Raw genomic sequence first — 17,471 nt, 5'->3', positions numbered from 1 at the left:
TGCTTTGTATCCCTGTTATTGTAAACTGAATGCACTACGGATTTGAAAACAGAAATGATAATAACAAATCCAATAAATAATCATTTGCAGGAGGTAATCTGAAAATATGAAGTATGTGACACTGAATAACGGTTTAGAGATGCCGCAAATTGGTTTTGGCGTCTGGAAAGTAGAGAATCAAGAAGCTATTCCTGCTGTAGAACACGCATTAAAGTCTGGTTATCGTTCGCTTGATACCGCAAAAGTATATGGTAATGAAGAAGGCGTAGGACAAGCTATCGCAAATAGTGGTGTTCCGCGTGAAGAAATCTTTCTTACGACAAAAGTCTGGAATGCAGACCATGGTTATGAAGAGACATTAAAGGCTTTTGATGCAAGCTTGGAAAGACTTGGAACAGATTACGTAGATCTTTATTTGATTCATTGGCCGACACCGGATTACGATAAATATATTGATACGTATAAAGCGTTGGAAAAAATATATAAAGACGGCAAGGCAAAAGCTATCGGCGTATGTAACTTTGAAGTGGAGCACTTGCAGCGCCTGCTGGATGAATGTGAGGTAGTGCCGGCTGTCAATCAGGTAGAGTGCCATCCATACTTGCAGCAAAAAGAATTGCGTGCATTCTGCAAAGAAAATGGCATTTATGTCGAAGCGTACAGCCCGCTTATGAACGGAAAAGATGTATTAGAAGATGAAGCATTAACACAAATTGCGGAGAAAAAAGGGAAAACAATTGCACAAATTATTCTTCGCTGGCACTTACAGTCCGAGTTAATTGTTATTCCAAAATCAGTGACACCTTCCCGAATTGAAGCAAACCTGGATGTATTTGATTTTGAATTGAATGAAGAAGACATCAAAATAATCGATGCGTTGGATCGCAATCTCCGCAGTGGAACGCATCCGAATGAAATGCATGCACGATAAGAAAATAAACACCTTTTTCTATCCACTTTGTGTTTAGAAAAAGGTGTTTATTTAATTATTTGGCCGTGAAGAAACCATTTTATTTCTTTACGGTATAAGCACAACGAGATTTTCTAAAAAAAACGTTTTACAACCTGTTCGAACTCATTAAAATAAGACGGGATTTCATCAGGCGATAAATGAGCGTACATATTTTTGGCGATTTCTTGATTATACCACTTTTGTTGGTTATAGCCTGCATTGAACTTTTTCCAAATGGCATCGCCAAGCTCTTTATATTCTTTCTCCAGTTCAATGAGGTTATCTAATTTGTCAGCGATAATCAGATATTTAACTTCTTTTGGAGCATCTTTCAAATGATCGACTGTTGCTTGTTTTCTGTCCTGCCATGACTGGGACTTGTCCTCTGTATGGGAAGCGACAAGGGTGGCAATTCGTTTACCAAATTGATTTCTGATATCCTCGATGCTGATGTCTGTGTCTTCTACAACGTCATGTAAATAGGCAGCACTAATTAAATCGTCTGAAAATCCTTCTTTTTCCAGACGTTCTGCTACACGGATAGGATGAGTTATGTAAGGTTCACTGGAATTTTTACGGGTTTGTCCTCGGTGCGCCATTATAGCTAAAGCCTTTGCATCTTCTTTGTTCATTTTTTCCTCCCAAAACATAAATAAGTAATTTTATTATAACAGAAAAAACAGATATCATCTGACTTTTTTCATAAATAAAAGAGAGATGACGACATATTCATTTATCTTTCTTTTATGGCTGGAAACAAGTACACTAGATGTAATGATAACTAAAGGGACGAGAGTATGTATACTTGCATCTGGTGAAAGGTGGAAAGGAAAGCTCTCTCCACTGAAAAATATAGAATGATAAATTAAAATAAGCGAGGGACATTCATGGAAAAAGGTATAAATCAACGTAAAACAGAACATATCCGCCTTTGTCTGGAAGGAAACGTAGAAGGCGTGAATAAATCTACGGGACTGGAAGGAATCCATTTTCTTCATAATGCTTTGCCGGAAATTGATTTTGATGCCATTTCTTTGGCAACATCATTTTTGGGTAAGAATCTACAGGCACCATTTCTTGTCAGTTCCATGACTGGCGGTTCTGAATTGGCGACAACGATTAATCAGAATTTAGCTTTAGCGGCGGAGAAAAAAGGCTGGGCACTTGCAATTGGTTCGACAAGAGCATTTTTAGAAAGTGATCAGCACAAAGATTCTTTCCTGATCCGCAGACAAGCCCCGACTGTACCCTTAATCGTGAATATAGGTGCAGTACAGCTGAATTATGGTTACGAAGCAGAAGAATGCCAGCGTATTATTGATAAAACAGAGGCTGATTCTATCGTTCTTCATTTAAACTCCCTACAGGAAGCTGTTCAGGATGGCGGAGATTTAAATTTTAAAGATCTGCTCCCGAAAATCGAGCAGGTTTGTAAACAGGTGAACGCTCCGGTCGGCGTGAAAGAAGTTGGCTTTGGTATTGATGGTGAAGCTGCTAAAAGGCTTTATGATGCAGGCATTTCCTATATCGATGTTGCCGGAGCCGGCGGAACATCCTGGAGTCAAGTCGAAAAGCTCCGTTCGCAAGATCCATTAAAAAAAGCTGCTGCGGAAGCATTTAATAATTGGGGAAATCCAACAAAAGATTGCCTTGTATCCGTACGCAGTCAGCTGCCTGAGGCGCCTTTAGTTGCCAGCGGCGGGATGAAAACAGGCGTAGATGCGGCAAAAGCAATTACCATTGGCGCAGATGTGATTGGTTATGCAAGGCATCTGCTGCAAGCGGCGACAGAATCAGAAGAAGCAGTTATCCAAACTATGGAACAATTGGAATTAGAGTTGAAGATGACAATGTTTGGTATCGGCGCAGTCAATTTGGATGAATTAAAAAATACAAAGCGTGTATCCATTAATGGAACATCGCTGTTAGATGCGTAATACAGCAAAAAGATGCGGAGCCGGCCGCATCTTTTTTTATGGTTATAAACTGTTATCATAGGGAGTCTCTATAGATAATTCAGAGGGAATACGGAGAAAGAATCGTTTTGATATAAAGATGTTTGACGTATGTGAGAAAGGGAAAATGCCATATAAAAAGGAGGTAATCCCATGGTTTGGACTACAAATGATTATCCGAGCTCTATGAAAAATTTGGAGAAACCAGTGCGTAAAAAAGCAATTGATATAGCTAATTCGATGCTTGATGATGGTTATAAGGAAGAACGGGCAATTCCGATAGCCATTGAACAAGCGAAAGAATGGTATGAAAATGCGGATCAAGAAGAAATCCAAAACTATGAAAAAGGCGGAAAACCAACACAGCGTTCGAAAGAAGGAAAAGAAAAAACAAATAATCCGGAGCGCCTGGAAGAAGGGCAAGAGGTGTATAAACAGGGTGATGGCTGGGCCGTAGCATCTTCCGGGTCCAGTCAGGCAAGTGAAATTTTTAATACGAAAGAGGAAGCTGTGGAAAGAGCGATAGCTATCGCCAAAAATAAAGGAACGTCTTTAAGTCTTTATCGAACAGATGGAACGCTAGAAGAGACAAGAAAATACGATGGCTGAAAATGCGTGCAGATTACTTTGTTCCCAGATTTCCTTATGCTAAAATAAATAAGGAAATTGAGGTGAACATACATGAAAGTCGAAATTTGGTCTGATTATATATGTCCGTTTTGTTATATTGGAAAAAGGCGATTTGAACACGCTTTAGAGAAGTTTTCGCATCGGGATAATGTAGCGGTTCAGTACAGAAGTTATCAGCTTGATCCCGCTGCACGGTATATGCCTGAAAAAAACTTTGCTGAAACATTTTCTGAGCTGAAAGGAATGCCGTTAGAACAAGTATATACAATGAATAAGCAAGTGGCAGACCAGGCAAAAGAGGTTGGTTTAACTTACCACTTTGATACGATGAAATATAGTAATACATTTGATGCCCATCGGGTTGCCAAGTTAGCTGCTACAAATGGAAAAGAGGCAGAACTGACAGAACGCTTCTTCCAGGCTTATTTTACTGACTCTGAACTGTTGAGTGATAAAGATACATTGATTCGTTTAGCGGTAGAAACCGGGCTTGACCAGGAAGAAACAGAAGCTGTCTTAAACAGTGGAAAGTTTCGTAATAAAGTCAATGAAGATATCGACTTAGCAAAGCAGTTGGGGGTAGAGGGCGTTCCTTTCTTTGTTTTTAATGAAAAATATGCCGTATCCGGTGCACAGCCGGAGGAAACGTTCACACAAGTGCTTGAAAAGGTTTTGCAGGAAGAACAAGAACAGCCTATTTTGCAATCATTGACTCCAAATGAGAACAAAACATCCTATTGCACCGGTGATGGATGTGAGAATGAATAAAGTATAAAAGCCAATTTTAAGGCTTCAATAAATAAAAAGAAAATCTCTATAAAACGAGTCATATCAATGAATTTGACAAAAAATTGAACGAAATAAACAAAAAAACTGCCGCTCTAGGCAGTTTTTTTGTTTATCACCATATTTATATAGATAGGGCATTGACGATGGCTGAAATTTTGGTATACTAGGTGTTGTCATCTAATTGATAATGAATATCATTCTTATTTAGAACAATTAGAAAATGATAATAATTATTATCTGGATTCAATTTGTATAAAATATAAGCTAAGGATGTTTGATGAACTCCTGCCGAGAAAAGATTGGTATGTTATGAAGATTTCGTATGTAGCTACATAATTCATTCTTTTTTCGATTACTTTTATTTCTTCATTTAATACTTAAAGAAAGTAGGGCTATGGCATGATTGATATTAAAGGATTGACAAAGAAGTTCGGCAATAAATCTATCGTAAATGACATATCGGTTCAAATTCAGCCTAACAAAATTACATCGTTTATCGGACCAAACGGCGCTGGGAAATCAACGCTACTTTCTATGGTAAGCCGGCTGCTTGATGCAGACACGGGAGATGTATTATTAGATAAAAATAATGTGAAAAACATGAAATCCAATGAATTCGCTAAGCGTATTGCCATTTTGAGACAATCAAATTTCCTAACTGTGAAATTAACGATTCGCCAATTAGTATCGTTTGGTCGTTATCCATATTCGAAGGGACGCTTAAATGCGGAGGACGAGCGAATTATCGATCAATCAATTGAATACTTAAATTTAACAGATATCCAGCATAAATTCTTAGATGAGCTGTCTGGCGGTCAAAAGCAGCGTGCATTTATTTCCATGATTATTGCTCAAGACACCGAATATATTTTACTGGATGAACCATTGAATAATTTGGATATGAAGCATTCTGTGCAAATTATGAAAATATTACGCAAGCTTGTCGACGATTTGGGTAAAACGGTTGTGATTGTATTGCATGATATTAACTTTGCTTCGGTTTATTCGGATCAGATTGTAGCTTTAAAAGAAGGGCGTCTAGTAAAAGATGGCCCAACACACGAAATTATTAATTCAGAGGCGCTAAACGAAATCTATGATATGCATATTCCAGTTCATATGCAAAATGGTTGTCGTTTTTGTGTATACTTTGATTCTCATATAAGTAAAAGTAGTTAATTACGCAGTTCTCTTTCATGTCAAATTACACGAGTAATTACTTATAAATAACCAAACTTCATACTTTCTTAATGAATACTTCCAAGAAAGCAATTTTTCTATGGCAGCTGTCGGGCATGACAGACTGTAAATGACTTAGCTAACCCATGCGTGCTTCTTTCATCGGGAGTACGCATGTTTTGCGATGTGAAACGTTGTTTTAAACAGATGGTTGTATCTTTTCAAAGATGTATTCTTCTGATGTTTAAGTAACGATTCTTATCCGAATTCTTTTATCATTACATAGGTGAGAATGAAGGTATAAGTTAAAAAATGAAATATTTCAAAATACAGTTGACAACGCTTTTTTATTTGGTATACTTTAAACAAGCTAATTGAGATTGATTATCATTATCAATGCATTAGATTATAGCGATGCACTATAGTAAAAAAGGAATTATTATTTAAATCATGCGCAAAGTATAACCAGATATGCATGGAATCAATTCAATAGCTTATTTTTCAAAAAAATACATAAGGAAAGAGGTAGAAGGAATGAGAAAATCAAATTTTGTTCAATCAACATTTATTATAGCAATTTTCGCAATTTTTGCTTTGGTATTGGCTGCTTGCTCCGATTCAGGCAGTGAAAACGAAGAGGCTGATGACCAAGGAAGTGATTCTGCTGAAACGGAGGAGTCTTCTGAAGATGCAACGGTCGAAATTACGGATGCTCATGGAACCGTTGAAGTTCCAGTAAACCCAGAGAATGTGGTTTCTTTAGATAATAGAACTTTTGAAACATTATCTGATTGGGGAGTTGAATTAGCAGCTGCTCCAAGAGATTTAATACCTGAGGATATACCTTATGCAAGTGATGAATCCATTGAAAATATAGGAAACCATCGTGAACCAAATCTTGAACTTATCGCAGCTGCAGACCCTGATCTTGTTATTGTGGGCCAACGATTTGGCGGGTTTTATGAAGATATCAAAGAATTAGTGCCAGATGCAGCAGTGATTGATCTTAATTTTGATGTTTCCGAGGAAGCAGACGCGCCTGGAGAAAACTTAGAAAATGGATTTAAGGATATTACAACCTCTCTCGGACAAATTTTTGATAAAAATGAAGAAGCGGAACAATTGATAGCTGATTTTGACCAAGCAATTGAAGATGCTCAATCTGCTTATAATGGAGAGGATACGATTATGAGTGTTATAGTATCTGGGGGAGATATTAATTTTTCAGCTCCTCATTCTGGCCGTGTATGGGGTCCATTGTATGATATTTTCGATTGGACACCAGCTTTAGAAATTGACCAAGCTTCTGCAGATCACCAAGGTGATGATGTATCTGTTGAAGCTATTGCAGAAACAGATCCAGATTGGCTTTTCGTAATGGATCGTGACGCTGCTATATCAGATGCAGGTGATTCTATTCCTGCCCAGGATGTAATCGATGATGCACCTGCTCTTCAAAACACAACTGCTGTTTCTGAAGGACAGATCGTTTATGCACCGGCAGACACGTATACAAATGAATCCATACAAACATTCATTGAATTATTTGAAGATCTTGCAGATCGTTTAGCTGAGTAGTATAGAGGAGTATAACTATAGTGCTAAAAAATACAATACAAAAAATGTCTGGGGCTGGAAATTCTCAGCCCCCGCATTCTAATCATCAAAAATTATGGACGAAGCCTTTTATAGTAGCAATTATTATTGTTATTATTCTAGGTATTATTTCAATGCTTGTCGGAGTTTATGATATGCGAGGACGGGAAGATGGGATGGAGATGTATTTCATCACTCGTTTTCCAAGGACAGCAGCACTCATGCTTACAGGAGCTGCGATGGCAATGTCTGGACTCGTTATGCAGCTTATCACACAGAACCGTTTAGTTGAACCTACTACAACAGGGACAATTGAATGGGCAGGTTTGGGATTAATTTTTGTTTATTTATTATTTCCCTCTCCATCTTTAGTTCAAAGAATGACAGGAGCAATCATTTTTTCCTTTATCGGAACGATGGTTTTCTTTTTGTTTTTAAGAAGAGTGAAACTTCGTTCGTCTTTGATTGTCCCCATTATTGGGATCATGCTTGGAGCGGTCATTTCTGCCGTTTCCACGTTTGTCGGACTCGTTTTTCAAATGTCGCAAAGTGTTGAAACCTGGTTTGTTGGTTCTTTCGCATCGATTCAAGTTGGAAGATATGAATACTTATGGCTGATTGTTTTAATTACGATTCTTATCTTTATCTATGCGGATAGACTGACATTAGCTGGTTTAGGAGAAGATATTACAACAAGTCTTGGAGTGAGTTATAATAAAATTGTTCTTATTGGTACGGCTCTTATAGCTGTTGCAGTTGGAATTGTTGCAGCTGTTATAGGAAACTTACCTTTTTTAGGTTTGATTGTCCCAAATATTGTTTCCATGTTTAGAGGCGATGACTTAAGGAGTAACTTGCCCTGGGTATGTGTAACCGGAATGGCTTCCCTAACCGCCGCTGATATCATATCTCGAACTGTTATCATGCCATTTGAAGTACCTGTCTCTTTGATACTTGGAACAGTGGGCGCAGTCGTATTTATTGTTATTTTATTAAGAAGAAGGAGGCTAGGATAACAAATTGGAATATACTAATGAAAAAAATGTCAAAATGGATTCTAGCCTTCCAAATAAAGATAGAGCATCGAAAGCTTTTCGTTCTAAAAAAGAGGAAAGACGTTATTGGATATTGTTAATAGCGTTGATTGGTTTAGGCCTTCTTTCGTCGTATGGACTTTTAGTTTATAACAATCCAGTTCCAATAGACTCTCCTTCCTTTATCCCAGTTGCTAAAAGAAGAATGGTAGCTATTGTTTCCATGATTATTGCTGCAGTATGTCAGAGTTTGGCGACCGTTGCTTTCCAATCGATTACGAATAACCGGGTAATAACTCCTTCGCTTTTAGGATTTGAAGCACTTTATTCCACAATACATACGAGCACCATGTTTTTCTTCGGTACCACTGCATTTATAGGTTATATGGGTACTGGATCATTTTTATTTCAAGTAGCTATTATGGTTTCGGCTTGTTTAATACTGTATGGGTGGTTACTTTCTGGTAAGTACGGAAATTTACAACTTATGCTTCTAGTTGGAATCATTATTGGAACGGGACTGAGATCTTTATCCACGTTTATGAGAAAACTGCTTGCCCCTTCCGAGTTTGATATTTTGCAGGCAAAGCTATTTGGTTCTGTTAATAATGCGGACGAAGCATATTTTCCGATTGCCATTCCTATCGTAATCATTGTGGCATTCCTTCTGATTGCGTATTCGAAGCGATTAAATGTATTATCGCTCGGAAAAGAGATATCTAGCTCTTTGGGATTGAATCATAAATTTAGTGTTATTTATGTTCTTGTGTTAGTTTCAATTTTAATGTCCATCTCAACAGCTTTAGTCGGACCGCTTACTTTCTTTGGTTTCTTGGTTGCAACGTTGAGTTATCAATTGGCACAAACATATGACCATAGATATATATTTCCAATGGCGCTTGCCATCGGATTCTTAATACTAACGGGTGCCTATTTTATTATGAATCATGTATTTAACGCGCAGGGCGTGGTTTCCATTATTATTGAGATCGTTGGAGGAGTAACCTTCTTAATTATTATCTTAAAGAGAAAGACTTTATGATTATTTAAGTGTACCAATACTTTTTATATCCTCGTCTGTTAAAAGCTGTGTATGATTGCTTTCAACAGATTGGGGGATATTTTTTGTTATTTGTCATAGAGGACTCGACTGAGGCAGCAATACTCTGTTATAGGTATAGAGCTTTTTAGCGAAATTTCCCAATTCTATTGGGTAGTTTTCATACTTTAAAGAATAAATTTTATCTGGCTTCGACTTTTTTACTATTTTATTTTTGGAAAATATAGATAAAATAAAAAATGGTAGTATAATAGATGTATCAGTATAAATATACAAAAAATAACTGCATGTCTTTTGTAACGTGTATTTTAAATTATTAAGTAAGCGTTTCCTTATGAGATGGTTATCATTATAAAATGGTTAAATCAGGTGAACCTGCAAACGAAAATTCTAGTACTTATTATTGGCTTAACGTTATTCGTGACATTATTGCTTACCGCTTTTTACAGCTATCTGGAAGTAGAAACGACGGAGGAAGAAATAGGTGGACAGGCTTTACAGACGGCGGAAATTGTAGCCAGTATTCCTGCGGTTCGTGAGGCTTTTTCTGATGCATTTCCAGCCGAGACGATACAACCAATTGCTGAAGAAATGAGAGAATTAGCAGGAGCTGAATTTATTGTTATCGGAAATACAGAGGGCGTTCGCTATTCTCACCCGGATCCGAACAAGTTAGGTAAAAACATGGTAGGAGGAGATAATGATGCCGCCTTGATAGATGGTGAATCCTATGTTTCCAGAGCAGAGGGGAGCCTGGGGCCGTCATTACGGGGGAAAACCCCTGTCCGTAATAGCGAAGGGGACATTGTAGGGATTGTATCTGTCGGGTATATGATCAAAGATGTCAATGCGACGATTTTTGATAATATTAAAAAGTTACTTATCCCGTCCATGATTGTTCTATTTATTGGAGCAATCAGTGGACTGTTGTTGACCAAAAATATTCGCAGTCAGTTAATGGGGTTTGAACCATATAAAATGACTTCGTTATATCGTGAGAGAAACGCCATTTTGGAGACGATACATGAAGGGATCATTGCAGTCAATAACAATGGAATGATTCAATTAATGAATTATTCGGCTGAGAAATTGCTGAACGGGAAACAAAAAACATTTTATAATCAACCAATATCAAAAATACTGCCGGAGCTTGCATTATCTTCTTTGATTCAAAGTGGACAAACGTGCCGTAATAAACAAGTAGAAGTGAACGATAGACATATTATATTTAATATGATTCCCATTTCCAATCAAAATCAAGTAAATGGAGCAGTATTAAGTTTCCGCGATAAAACGGAATTGAAAGAAACGATTGATACATTAAGTGAAATAAGAAGTTACTCGGAAGAACTTAGAGCACAAACACATGAATACACAAACCGCCTGTATGTTTTATCCGGAATGCTGCAGCTGGGTAATTATGATGAAGCAGTGGAATTAATCCAAAAAGAAACACAAACGGCAGAAATTCAAAATAAAATTGTCTATGACCAGATTCATGATAAAACGGTACAGGCTATTTTGCTGGGGAAGATTGGGAAAGCATCTGAACTGAAAGTACATTTCTTCATAGATGATTATAGTTCGTTGTCCCGGATTGTGGATGATATAGAACCGATCAACCTGATTACAATTTTGGGAAATGTGATTGATAATGCGTTCGAAGCTGTTCGTAGCCAAGCAGATGGAACCGTGCATTTTTTCTCTACTGACATTGGCAATGACTACATTTTTGAAATAGCGGATAATGGAAGTGGAATCGAACAAAAAGATATTCATCGTATTTTTCACCGTAAATTTTCTACAAAGGACACATTGAAGCGTGGATATGGATTAGCAATTGTCAATGAAACGATTGAAAACTTGAACGGGAGAGTGGAAGTGAAAAGCAATTTGAATGAAGGAACGATTTTTACGATATTTCTACCAAAATATCAAGTTAAAAAAACGGGGTGAGGAATGCATGATACAAATATTGATAGTGGAAGATGATTATCGTATCGCTGAAATCCATAGTGGATTTATTGAACATCTCGATGACGTAAACCTGGTAGGAAAAGCATTAAACGGGAAAGAAGCAATAGCATTTGCTAACAAATATACGATTGATTTAGTGATTTTGGATTTATATATTCCAGATATTTCTGGTTTAGAGATTTTAGAGGAATTACGAAAGATTCAAAGCGATATGGATGCTATTATTATCTCTGCTGCATCTGAAAAAAATATGATTCAGCGGACTGTCCGTCGAGGTGTATTTGATTATATGATTAAGCCAATCAAACAGGAAAGACTGATAGAATCCATGAAACGTTACCAATTATTTAATGAGCGTTTTAATAACGAGGAGACAATTAGCCAGCACTTTTTAGATAACCATTTCGGCTTAAAAAGACATATCGAAGTAGAGGAACAACGAACGCCTAAAGGGATTGACCCATTGACATTAAATAAAATAAAAAAAATGATTGATCAGACGGAAGACGGTGTGGCGGCAGAAAAAATGGGAGAAAACATAGGCGTTTCACGCACAACTGCCAGACGTTATCTGGAGTACCTTACCTCCTTGGGAGAAATAAAAGCGGATTTGGCATATGGAGCTGTCGGCAGACCGGAGCGTAGATATTACCGAATATAAAAATGCAGGGGAATGATACCCCTGCATTTTTATATTCTATCGATGAAAAAACCATGAACAAAATGAACAAAACAAACATAAAAAACTCATTGAGATTAATTTTGAAAACGTTTACATTTATATAATGAATCCTCTATAGTGTCTATTAAGATAGATAATTAAAAAGAGAGGGGATAAAAGGAATGAAAAAGCTGTTATTTATTACTTTATTATTTTTAAGTTTAGTACTCGCTGCTTGTGGCAGTGGGGAAGGGGCAACAGATGCTTCCGGTGAGGATGAAAGCTGGGAGCCGGAGGAAAGTATAGAGATTGTTGCGCCTGCGGGAGCTGGTGGCGGCTGGGACACAACTGCCAGGATGGTAGCTCAAGTATTAGGTGAAGAAGGAATGATTGAAGAGAATATCGGTGTCGTCAATAAAACTGGGGGAGGAGGAGCAGTTGGCTGGTCTTATATCGCTAATTATGAAGGTGATCCACATAAGTTGTTTGTAGCTTCACCGCCAATTATATTAATTCCGTTGAATGGACAATCGGAATATGGTCATGAAGATTTTACACCACTTTCTAACTTGATTGCAGACTATGGCGCATTTGCTGTTCGCGAAGATGCTGAATGGGATAACTTAGAAGAATTGTTTGCAGATATGAAAGATGATCCGGAAAGTGTAACGGTTGTTGGTGAATCTGCTCCCGGCAGTATGGACCATATTCAATTTGTGCAAATTGCCAAAGCAGCTGGAGTGGATATCACGAAAATTAAATATGTTTCTGCACAAGACGGGGAGTCACTGACACAATTGTTGAATGGAAGTGTCGATGTATATTCCACAGGAATGGCAGAAACGGTGGAACAAGTAAAAGCTGACAATATTAAAGTATTAGGTATTACTGCTCCAGAAAGGTTAGAAGGAGAAGTCATTGAGGATTTCCCTACAGCGATTGAGCAGGGAATTGACGAAACGTTTGTTAACTGGAGAGGTTTTTTTGGTCCACCAGACATGGATGAGGCTTCAATCGCTTATTATGAAGATAAATTCAAAGAATTAAGTGATTCGGAAGCCTTTGCTGAAATCCGCGACCAGTTTGGCTGGGATGAAGAATATATGGGACATGAAGAATATAAAGCATTTTTAGATGAACAAAAAGAAGAGGTTCAAGTATTGTTAGATGATTTAGGCTTAAATAACGAATAAGATGATCAAAGCCAATGATTCGATATCCATTTGTTTCATTGGCTTTGCTGCCATTTAACCAGATTGGAGTGATAAGGGTGTTGAAGTCCATAAACAGTCGCGTGAGCTTGCTTTTACTTGTTGTTGCTGTTGTTTATTTGATTCTTTCTTATCAGTTGCCGGTGTATGCCTATACAGAAGTGGATGCGGATGTTATTCCAAAAGCTTTAGGGTGGCTGTTAGTGATTTTATCCATTCTATTGTTTTTTTCAAAAGATAAAGAGACAGAAGAACAGCGTCAAAAAAGAAACATTCCAAAAAAAGAGGTGGGAATGCTTCTTGGGGTAGGCGTACTTATATTTATATATATATTCTTACTGGAAATACTTGGATTTATCATTGTGTCTGCTCTTTTTATTTTCTGCTGTTCTATATTTTTAGGATACAGAAGTCATATCGTAAATGGCATTGTATCGATTGCTTTTTCAAGTTTTATTTATTTTGTATTTACGTCATTATTGCAGATATCTTTACCATCCGGCGTATTACCTTTTTAAAGGGGGAGGAAATTTAAATGGGAGCTATGGAAGGAATCGTAACAGGATTACAGACGGCATTTAGTCTGCAAAGTATATTTTTTGTGATGATTGGTGTATTTATAGGAACATTTATCGGGATGCTGCCTGGATTAGGTCCAATTAGTGCAATAGCGGTTATGATACCTATTACGTTTGGAATGGAGCCTACCGTTGCATTAATTATGATGGCCGGCGTTTATTATGGTGCTATTTTCGGAGGATCTACATCTTCTATTTTGTTAAACGCTCCAGGAATTTCCGGAACGGTGGCAACTTCCTTTGATGGGTATCCAATGGCGCAGCGTGGAGAAGCTGGAAAAGCTTTGGCGATAGCGGCGATTTCCTCATTTGTTGGCGGAACAGTTAGTGTAGTGTTGCTTATGCTTCTGGCGCCTATGTTGGCAAGTGTTGCTATCTCATTTTCCCCGGCAGCTTATTTCGCCTTAATGTTACTTGGGTTAACTGCAATATCGAGTTTGTCAGAGGGTTCCACGGTAAAAGCATTAATATCAGCCGTGGCAGGTTTTATGGTTGTTACAGTAGGAATTGATGCACAATCAGGTATGCAGCGTTTCACATTTGGAAACACAAACTTACTGGACGGTCTTGATTTCTTAGTTATTGCCCTTGGGTTATTTGCCTTAGCTGAAGTTTGTACGTTGATATTAAACAGAAAAGATACATCAACACAAAATGCACATAAAATTGGCAGTTTAAAATTAACAAAACAAGATTGGAAGGATATGAGTGGACCTATGTCCAGGCATTCCCTAATTGGATTTATCTTAGGGGTTCTTCCTGGAGCTGGAGCAACGATTGCATCTTTTATTTCCTATATTACGGAAAAAAGAATATCAAAACATCCGGAAGAATTTGGGAAAGGTGCTGTCAAAGGACTGGCTGCTCCCGAAACATCGAACAACGCTGCAACTAGCGGCGCATTTGTACCGTTATTAAGTTTAGGGATTCCCGGTTCCGGGACAACTGCAGTATTATTAGGCGCATTTTTAGTCTTGGGGGTACAGCCCGGACCATTATTAATGACAGACCAGCCGGATATTTTTTGGGGAGTTATTGTCAGCATGTATATCGGGAATATCTTTTTGCTAATTTTGAATTTGCCATTAATCCCTTACATAGCAAAGATATTAATGGTTCCGAGACCGCTGTTAATTTCCCTGGTTATTATGTTTAGTATGATTGGCGTCTATGCTATCAGTTTCAATACATTTGACTTATACATGTTATTATTGTTCGGCGTTGTCGGATTTCTCATGCGGTTATTTTCTTTTCCTGCTCCGCCTTTTATATTGGCATTCATTCTTGGAGGAATGCTCGAGCAATCATTCCGTCAATCCATGACGATATCCAATGGGAGTTTAGCTATTTTTTGGCAAGATCCAATTGCTGCCGGTATTTTAGCACTTGCTGCATTATCTTTGTTCGTCCCGTTGATTTCCAAACGAAGAAAAGGAAATAAAAATGCAGGGAAAAATAATTAAGAAATCCATGATTGTGCATGGTATGATTTGCGCAAGTTTTATTTTGCTTGCGGTAACAAATACATGGATTTTTCCGGAAGAACTCACTGAAGAGCAGCGTTTTACGTTGCTCTTGCTTGGCTTCTCGGTCTATCTATGGGTATTACAGCCAATCCCGGTCGGTGCAGGCAGCATGCTGATATTGGCTTTAATGGTTTTATTGCCTATTCTCGGTACGATGGAGCAGGCTCTTGCAGGTTTTATGACGCCAGCTGTCTATTTTGTCATCGTTTTAACGATTATCAGCGGAGTGCTGGTGGATGTGAAAGTCGATCAATTTATTGCAAAGTTGTTTATGAAATTAAGTAAAGGCGGCGTATTTCGAATGATTGTTATATTGCCGGTGATTGTTTTGCTTCTGCCCATATTACTGCCGTCTGCTGTGGCCCGTTTTAAAGTGCTTTCTCCTATTTTAAGCAGTTTAAACGGACTATTTGGATTTTCGAAGCATAGCATCTTCCATCGATACACCATGGCTGTGATTGGGATAATGAATCAACATGCAACCATGATTGTATTTACAGGTGGAGGATTTCCGGTACTTGCCTATCAACTGTGGAATGATTACGAAATTGGCAGTTTATCATGGGCTGAATGGTTTTTAGCGATGGCAGTTCCGCTTGAGGCAATTATGATTATCATGAGCATCTTTACGTGGAAATACTTAACATATACTTCTCCCGGGGAACAGTTTATTGCAGAGGAAGGTACGGCCTCTGTAAATACTGCTTCAAAAACGGAGACCTCCTGGAAATTCTGGGTAGTATTCAGTAGCTTTTTAGCAATGATTTGTCTGTGGATATTTACGGATAGCGAAATATTTCCTGTATTGATACCACCGCTAATTTTAATTGCATTTTATTCGATCCCCTCGATTGGGCTGATATCAAACGCATCTGTGCGTAAAGCTGATTGGGAAAACTTTTTGATGCTTGGAACGTCTTTTTCGTTAGGTATGGTTTTATCAGAAAATCATACGGCAGATGTTATCGCGGACTTTCTAATCAGTTTTCTGCCTGAAACAGATGGGGTTATCTTAGAAACTGTATTTATCATTTTATTAATAGCAATCATGCGTTTCTTTTTTATTGTTCCTTCCGCTGCCCTGATTGTGATTTTCCCGATTGTGATGTCCTATGCTGTATCTGCAGGCATGGATATCCGGGCATTATCTTTATTAGTTATATTCAGCGTAGGGAGTATGCTTATCTTGCCAATACATTCAACGACTACCTTCCTAGCTTTTAGTACGGGGATTATTACAAAGGGGCAACAAGTCGTTATTGGTTCGGTGTATACGCTCGTTTCGATACTGATTGGTTTTCTTGCTGCACTTTTTTATTGGTAAAAAATGAAAACCCCTCTATACGAGATTTTCAAATATCTTCCATGTGGAAACCTATTCATCATGATTAAAAAGATAAAGGCTTCTAAATCATTGTATTCCCGCGCTTAATCGGGAACCGAAGTCATATAGATAATTTCTCGTGAAAAATTTATAACTCGAAAACTTGAAATCATAGAAGCATGTATGATTGAATGAAACATGACAAACTTTTAAAGTGAGGGATGTTTTCATGAAGAAACTGTCATTGAGCATATTAATGATTATAACCATGCTGTTAGCAGCATGCGGAAGTGACGATAGCGAAAACGAACAAGGAGAAGGTGACCAAGGGCAAGAAGAAGCTGGACAACAGCAAGAAGGTGAAGGCGAAGGAGAAGGTGACCAACAGCAACCGCAACAACCGGAGCCGGTCGAATTTTCCGATGACGAATTTGTAGAAGAAGATACGCCTGTTGTCGTTGTGAATGGAGAAGAATTGCAAGGGACAGACTACAATACCGCATATTCATTAGTGAAAACAATGATGAATCAATCTGGTCAGGATGTATCAGATCAAGAAGCACTGCAAGATGAAACCATTAACTTCTTGGTAGAACAAGAACTGATTATGCAGGAAGCAAATGACGAAGGTGTCGAAGTAACGGATGAAGAAGTACAAGAACAAATGGATACAATGAAAGCGAATGGGGAAGACCAATTTCAGGCTTCTCTTGATGAATTGAATTTAAGCGAAGATCAATTTGAACAGCAACTCAAATATAATTTAGCAACTACAAAATATATGGACGAAGCATTTGATGTAGATGTAACAGACGAAGAAGTAGAAGAAATGTACGAACAATTACAATCACAGATGGGCGACCAGGACATGCAAGATCTGGATGAAATCAGAGGCCAGATTGAAGAAATGGTAGCACAGAATAAACAACAGGAAGCATATGCAGATAAAGTAGATGAATTGACTGAATCTGCAGATGTAGAAGAACAACTGTAAATATT

Annotated in this window: 16 protein-coding genes; 15 read left to right on the top strand and 1 reads right to left on the bottom strand. The window is 38.0% G+C overall.

Translation table 11 applies throughout. The features are described 5' to 3' along the window. The first annotated feature begins 106 nt into the window (after positions 1-106). Positions 107-931: an aldo/keto reductase gene (locus tag B7E05_RS17645; RefSeq protein ID WP_080875434.1), complete on the top strand. Its 825-nt coding sequence runs from the start codon at positions 107-109 to the stop codon at positions 929-931. A gap of 113 nt (positions 932-1,044) precedes the next feature. Here the strand turns inward: B7E05_RS17645 and B7E05_RS17640 are convergent, their stop codons facing one another. After that, the gene (locus tag B7E05_RS17640; protein WP_080875433.1) at positions 1,045-1,584 is read right to left on the bottom strand and encodes an HD domain-containing protein; all 540 of its coding nucleotides are present in this window, start codon (positions 1,582-1,584) and stop codon (positions 1,045-1,047) included. 255 nt (positions 1,585-1,839) lie between these two features. On the opposite strand from B7E05_RS17640, the gene fni reads away from it, so the two are divergent. The 14 genes from fni (at position 1,840) to B7E05_RS17570 (ending at position 17,466) form a co-directional block, all read left to right on the top strand. Beyond that, on the top strand, positions 1,840-2,889 hold the full coding sequence (fni, locus tag B7E05_RS17635) for a type 2 isopentenyl-diphosphate Delta-isomerase (protein ID WP_080875432.1): 1,050 nt from the start codon (positions 1,840-1,842) through the stop codon (positions 2,887-2,889). A 171-nt stretch (positions 2,890-3,060) separates the two neighbouring features. Then, positions 3,061-3,516 (top strand): DUF2188 domain-containing protein, encoded by a 456-nt coding sequence (locus B7E05_RS17630; protein WP_080875431.1) that lies wholly within the window; start codon positions 3,061-3,063, stop codon positions 3,514-3,516. Positions 3,517-3,588: 72 nt separating this feature from the next. Further along, the gene (locus tag B7E05_RS17625; RefSeq protein WP_080875430.1) at positions 3,589-4,305 is read left to right on the top strand and encodes a DsbA family oxidoreductase; all 717 of its coding nucleotides are present in this window, start codon (positions 3,589-3,591) and stop codon (positions 4,303-4,305) included. Positions 4,306-4,725: 420 nt separating this feature from the next. Beyond that, positions 4,726-5,505: an iron ABC transporter ATP-binding protein gene (locus B7E05_RS17620; protein ID WP_080875429.1), complete on the top strand. Its 780-nt coding sequence runs from the start codon at positions 4,726-4,728 to the stop codon at positions 5,503-5,505. Between the two features lie 534 nt (positions 5,506-6,039). Further along, on the top strand, positions 6,040-7,083 hold the full coding sequence (locus B7E05_RS17615; RefSeq protein ID WP_080875428.1) for a siderophore ABC transporter substrate-binding protein: 1,044 nt from the start codon (positions 6,040-6,042) through the stop codon (positions 7,081-7,083). A gap of 44 nt (positions 7,084-7,127) precedes the next feature. Beyond that, a complete protein-coding gene (locus B7E05_RS17610; RefSeq protein ID WP_143833316.1) occupies positions 7,128-8,117 on the top strand; it encodes an ABC transporter permease in 990 nt (329 codons plus the stop codon). A 34-nt stretch (positions 8,118-8,151) separates the two neighbouring features. Then, a complete protein-coding gene (locus B7E05_RS17605; RefSeq protein ID WP_080876351.1) occupies positions 8,152-9,177 on the top strand; it encodes an iron chelate uptake ABC transporter family permease subunit in 1,026 nt (341 codons plus the stop codon). Positions 9,178-9,534: 357 nt separating this feature from the next. Further along, positions 9,535-11,151 carry an ATP-binding protein gene (locus B7E05_RS17600; RefSeq protein WP_080875426.1) on the top strand — a complete coding sequence of 539 codons (1,617 nt, stop codon included), beginning with the start codon at positions 9,535-9,537 and terminating at the stop codon, positions 11,149-11,151. A gap of 7 nt (positions 11,152-11,158) precedes the next feature. Beyond that, positions 11,159-11,833 carry a response regulator gene (locus tag B7E05_RS17595; RefSeq protein ID WP_080875425.1) on the top strand — a complete coding sequence of 225 codons (675 nt, stop codon included), beginning with the start codon at positions 11,159-11,161 and terminating at the stop codon, positions 11,831-11,833. A gap of 182 nt (positions 11,834-12,015) precedes the next feature. Further along, the gene (locus tag B7E05_RS17590) at positions 12,016-13,026 is read left to right on the top strand and encodes a Bug family tripartite tricarboxylate transporter substrate binding protein (RefSeq protein WP_080875424.1); all 1,011 of its coding nucleotides are present in this window, start codon (positions 12,016-12,018) and stop codon (positions 13,024-13,026) included. Between the two features lie 77 nt (positions 13,027-13,103). Then, the gene (locus B7E05_RS17585; protein WP_080875423.1) at positions 13,104-13,562 is read left to right on the top strand and encodes a tripartite tricarboxylate transporter TctB family protein; all 459 of its coding nucleotides are present in this window, start codon (positions 13,104-13,106) and stop codon (positions 13,560-13,562) included. Between the two features lie 17 nt (positions 13,563-13,579). Beyond that, the gene (locus B7E05_RS17580; protein WP_080875422.1) at positions 13,580-15,085 is read left to right on the top strand and encodes a tripartite tricarboxylate transporter permease; all 1,506 of its coding nucleotides are present in this window, start codon (positions 13,580-13,582) and stop codon (positions 15,083-15,085) included. Continuing rightward, positions 15,066-16,472, top strand: a complete 1,407-nt coding sequence (locus B7E05_RS17575) for an SLC13 family permease (RefSeq protein WP_080875421.1) — start codon at positions 15,066-15,068, stop codon at positions 16,470-16,472. The genes B7E05_RS17580 and B7E05_RS17575 overlap by 20 nt, the downstream gene beginning before the upstream one ends. 229 nt (positions 16,473-16,701) lie before the next feature. After that, positions 16,702-17,466: a SurA N-terminal domain-containing protein gene (locus B7E05_RS17570; RefSeq protein WP_080875420.1), complete on the top strand. Its 765-nt coding sequence runs from the start codon at positions 16,702-16,704 to the stop codon at positions 17,464-17,466. Positions 17,467-17,471 lie beyond the last annotated feature (5 nt).

This window comes from Oceanobacillus timonensis, from assembly GCF_900166635.1.
Lineage (GTDB): Bacteria > Bacillota > Bacilli > Bacillales > Amphibacillaceae > Oceanobacillus > Oceanobacillus timonensis.
Note: the sequence above shows the minus strand (reverse complement) of the source record. Positions and strands in the feature narration are given on the sequence as shown.

Bases quoted from the DNA above. Each gene is read 5' to 3' on its own strand.
- B7E05_RS17570 (WP_080875420.1), top strand. From the start codon at position 16,702: ATGAAGAAACTGTCATTGAGCATATTAATGATTATAACCATGCTGTTA.
- B7E05_RS17580 (WP_080875422.1), top strand. From the start codon at position 13,580: ATGGGAGCTATGGAAGGAATCGTAACAGGATTACAGACGGCATTTAGT.
- B7E05_RS17640 (WP_080875433.1), bottom strand. From the start codon at position 1,584: ATGAACAAAGAAGATGCAAAGGCTTTAGCTATAATGGCGCACCGAGGA.
- B7E05_RS17590 (WP_080875424.1), top strand. From the start codon at position 12,016: ATGAAAAAGCTGTTATTTATTACTTTATTATTTTTAAGTTTAGTACTC.
- B7E05_RS17615 (WP_080875428.1), top strand. From the start codon at position 6,040: ATGAGAAAATCAAATTTTGTTCAATCAACATTTATTATAGCAATTTTC.
- fni (WP_080875432.1), top strand. From the start codon at position 1,840: ATGGAAAAAGGTATAAATCAACGTAAAACAGAACATATCCGCCTTTGT.
- B7E05_RS17595 (WP_080875425.1), top strand. From the start codon at position 11,159: ATGATACAAATATTGATAGTGGAAGATGATTATCGTATCGCTGAAATC.
- B7E05_RS17645 (WP_080875434.1), top strand. From the start codon at position 107: ATGAAGTATGTGACACTGAATAACGGTTTAGAGATGCCGCAAATTGGT.
- B7E05_RS17625 (WP_080875430.1), top strand. From the start codon at position 3,589: ATGAAAGTCGAAATTTGGTCTGATTATATATGTCCGTTTTGTTATATT.
- B7E05_RS17620 (WP_080875429.1), top strand. From the start codon at position 4,726: ATGATTGATATTAAAGGATTGACAAAGAAGTTCGGCAATAAATCTATC.
- B7E05_RS17610 (WP_143833316.1), top strand. From the start codon at position 7,128: ATGTCTGGGGCTGGAAATTCTCAGCCCCCGCATTCTAATCATCAAAAA.
- B7E05_RS17600 (WP_080875426.1), top strand. From the start codon at position 9,535: ATGGTTATCATTATAAAATGGTTAAATCAGGTGAACCTGCAAACGAAA.
- B7E05_RS17630 (WP_080875431.1), top strand. From the start codon at position 3,061: ATGGTTTGGACTACAAATGATTATCCGAGCTCTATGAAAAATTTGGAG.
- B7E05_RS17575 (WP_080875421.1), top strand. From the start codon at position 15,066: ATGCAGGGAAAAATAATTAAGAAATCCATGATTGTGCATGGTATGATT.
- B7E05_RS17605 (WP_080876351.1), top strand. From the start codon at position 8,152: ATGGATTCTAGCCTTCCAAATAAAGATAGAGCATCGAAAGCTTTTCGT.